The 4016-nt window shown below is 74.0% G+C and carries 1 protein-coding gene; it reads left to right on the top strand.

The features are described from left to right. Positions 1-4016 (top strand): type I polyketide synthase (locus BIV25_RS45085; RefSeq protein ID WP_143076832.1); only part of this gene is annotated, 4016 nt, incomplete at both ends.

The following is a 4016-nucleotide window of genomic DNA, read 5'->3' as shown; positions in this document are numbered from 1 at the left end:
ATCCCTTCCAGGGCGACCACCACTGGCTGACCAGCCTGCCGGCCGGTGGTGACCCGCAGACCGTGGGGCAGCGGGCGGTGACCCATCCGGTGCTCGGCGCCGCGGTCCACTCGGCGGACACCGACGCGCTGGTGCTCACCGGACGGGTGTCCGTGGCGACGCATCCGTGGCTCGCCGATCACGTGGTGCGCGGCTCCATGATCTTTCCCGGCACGGCCTTCGTCGACGCGGCGATCCGCGCCGGAGACGAGACCGGCTGCTCCTTCCTGGAGGAACTGGTCCTGGAGGCCCCGCTCGAACTGGCCGCGCAGGAGAGCGTGAGCCTCCAGGTGACCGTAGGGGCGCCGGACGCGTCCGGGCGCCGTGCGGTGCGCGTCCACTCGGCGCGGCAGGACCACGCGGACGGGGCCGCGGCGGAACCGGTGTGGGTCCGGCACGCGAGCGGATTCCTCCGGTCGGCCCCCGCGGAGGAGCCGGACACGGCGGACGGCTTCGCCGACTGGCCGCCGCGGGGTGCCGAACCGGTGTCCGCGGAGGACGTCTACGAGCAACTTGCGGCTGTGGGCTACGGATACGGGCCGCTCTTCCGCGGACTGCGGGACATGTGGCGCCTCGGCGACGCGGTGTTCGCGGACGTCGTCCTCCCGGACCGGGACGCCGCGGACGGCTGGGGCATACACCCGGGGCTGCTGGACGCGGCGCTGCATCCCGACGTCCTCAACGAACTGGCGCGGCGCACCGGTTCCGAACCACTGCGCCTGCCCTTCTCCTGGCACGACGTGCACCTGCACGCATCGGGCGCCACCGCGCTGCGGGTACGTCTGACCTGGTCGGACACCGACGGTGTGGCCCTGGTGGCCGCCGATCCGACCGGTACCCCCGTGCTCTCGGTCGCCGCGCTGACCACGCGGCCGATGGCCGACGCGACGGCCGCGCCGGCCACCGAAGCGGTACGGCACTCCCTGCTGAGGGCGCAGTGGACACCGCTGTCCCCGCCCGGGGCGGCGGCTTCGGCGCCGGGCCACTGGTGCGTGGTGGGCTCCGACGCCGAGGACCTGGCCCGCGGGATGCGGACACCAGGTGCCGACGTACGTACCTACGGCGCTCTTCAGGACCTGACGGCCGCGGCGGCCGATGCGCCGGACCCCGACGTGGTGCTCCTCTCCTGCCCGCCGTCGGCGCGATCCGACGCGGACCTGCCCGTGGCCGCTCGCGCGGCAGTGCGGAACCTGCTCGCCGACCTTCGGACATGGCTGGCCGACGAGCGCTTCGCGTCGGCCCGGCTGGTGGTGGTCACACACGGTGCGGTCGCGGCGGGCCCGGACGACGGCGGTCACGTGGACCTGGCCGGCGCACCGCTGTGGGGGCTGGTGCGGTCGGCCCAGACCGAGCATCCCGGACGCATCGTCCTGCTGGACGTCGAGCCTCCCACGACGTCCGTCGCCGGGGCGGCGCCCACAACCGTCCTGCCCGCGGAGCAGGCCGCCGCCCTCGTCACGGCGGTCGGCTCCGGCGAGCCTCAACTCGCCGTACGCGCCGGTGCCGTGCTCGTACCCCGTCTGACGCGCGCCTTCGACATGGCCGTGAGCGACGCGGAGACCCTCGATCCCGACGGCGTCGTCGTGGTCACCGGTGGCACCGGCGGGATCGGTGCCCTTCTGGCCGAGCATCTGGTCACCGCGCACCGGGCGCGCCATCTGCTGCTGCTCAGCAGGAGCGGTCCCGAGGCACCCCACGCCGCCGAACTGCGGTCCCGCCTGGCCGAGTTGGGTGCGAGCACCACGATCGTGGCCTGCGACGTCGCCGACCGGGAGGCGCTCGCCACCGTACTCGGCGGGCTCGACCGCCCGCTGACCGCCGTGGTGCACTCGGCGGCCGTGCTGGACGACGCCACGACCTCCGCCCTCACTCCGGAGCAGCTGGAGACCGTGATGCGTCCCAAGGTGGACGCGGCGGTGCACCTGCACGAGCTGACCCGCGACGCGAACCTCGCACAGTTCGTGCTGTTCTCCTCGGTCGCCGCGGTCCTCGGCGGGCCGGGCCAGGCCAACTACGCAGCCGCCAACGCGTTCCTCGACGCCCTCGCCGAGCACCGCCGCGCCCTCGGCCTGCCGGCCACCACCGTGGCCTGGGGCCTGTGGGAGGACGGCGGCCTGACCGCACACCTCGGCGACACCGACCGGCGCCGGCTCACCCGGGACGGCGTACAGCCCCTGTCCGCCGAGCACGGGCTGGCCCTGTTCGACGCCGCCCTCGCCCGCGACGGTGCCACCTTCGTGGCCGCCCGCTTCGACTTCGCGGCCCTGCGCCGGCGGCCCGGTGGCGTGCACGCCGTACTGCGCGGTCTGGTGCGGACTCCCGTCAGGCGTACCGCGGCCGGGGGAGACGCCTCGGACGTCGGCGCCGGCGGGGAGTGGCTCGCGCGACTGTCGGAGCCGGAGGCACGGCGGGCGCTGCTCGACCTGGTCCGGACGCATGCGGCGACCGCCCTCGGGCACGAGAGGGCGGAGGCCGTGCCCGCGGACGGCGTCTTCAAGGAGCTCGGTTTCGACTCACTGACGGCGGTGGAACTGCGCAACCGCCTCAGCGAGGCCACCGGCCTGCGGCTGTCGCCCACGACCATCTTCGACCACCCCACGGCGCAGGCCCTCGCCGAGCACCTGTGGCAGACCTGGAGCGGGACCGAGTCGTCCGCCGCCGTCGTCCCGCGGCCCGCCACGCACACGGGGCCGGACGAGGACCTGATCGCGATCGTGTCGATGGGCTGCCGCTATCCCGGAGGTGTCGGCTCCCCGCAGGAACTGTGGGACCTGGTGGCCTCCGGCACCGACGCGGTGACCGGATTCCCCTCCGACCGGGGCTGGGACCTGGACGGGCTCTACGATCCGGACCCCGACAAGCCCGGTACCTCCTACGTGCGGCAGGGGGCGTTCCTGGAGGACGTGAGCCGGTTCGACGCCGCGTTCTTCGGGATCTCGCCGCGTGAGGCGCTGGCGATGGACCCGCAGCAGCGGCTCCTGCTGGAGACCGCCTGGGAGACCTTCGAACGCGCGGGCATCGCCCCGCCGTCCCTCAAGGGCACCGACACCGGAGTCTTCGTGGGCGCCCTCGCCCAGGAGTACGGCTCCACCCTGCTGCACGAGGCGCCGGAAGGCCTGGACGGCATGCTGCTGACGGGCAACGCGCTCAGCCTGGTGTCCGGCCGGCTCTCCTACGTCCTCGGGCTGCAGGGCCCCGCCGTCACCGTGGACACGGCGTGCTCGTCCTCCCTGGTCGCCCTGCACCAGGCCGCGCAGTCGCTGCGCCAGGGCGAGTGCACGCTGGCCCTGGCCGGCGGAGTGACCGTGATCGCCACCCCCGGCACCTTCACCGCGTTCAGCCGGCAGCGGGCCATGTCCCCCGACGGCCGGTGCAAGGCGTTCGCCGCGGCCGCGGACGGCACCGGCTTCTCCGAGGGCGTGGGACTCGTACTGCTGGAGCGGTTGTCGGACGCGCGGCGCAACGGCCATCCCGTGCTCGCGGTGGTCCGGGGTTCGGCGGTGAACCAGGACGGTGCGTCCAACGGTCTGACGGCGCCGAACGGCCTGGCGCAGCAGCGCGTCATCCGTACGGCCCTCGGCAACGCCGGCCTGAGTCCCGACGACATCGACGTGGTCGAGGGGCACGGTACGGGGACGGCACTCGGCGATCCGATCGAGGCCCAGGCGCTGATCTCCGTCTACGGCCACGAGCGCGATCCGGAGCGGCCGTTGTGGCTGGGGTCGGTGAAGTCGAACATCGGGCACACGCAGGCCGCCGCGGGTGTGGCGGGTGTGATCAAGATGGTGCAGGCGATGCGCCACGGCATGCTGCCGCGCACCCTCCACGTCGACGCACCGTCCCCGCACGTCGACTGGATGGACGGCAGCGTGCAGCTGCTCACCGAGGAAGAGCCCTGGCCCACGGCCGACGGACGGCGTCGGGCGGCCGTGTCCTCCTTCGGGATCAGCGGGACGAATGCGCATCTGATCGTGGAG

The organism is Streptomyces sp. MUSC 14 (genome assembly GCF_001866675.1).
GTDB lineage: Bacteria > Actinomycetota > Actinomycetes > Streptomycetales > Streptomycetaceae > Streptomyces.
This window is presented reverse-complemented; position numbering and strand designations above follow the sequence as displayed.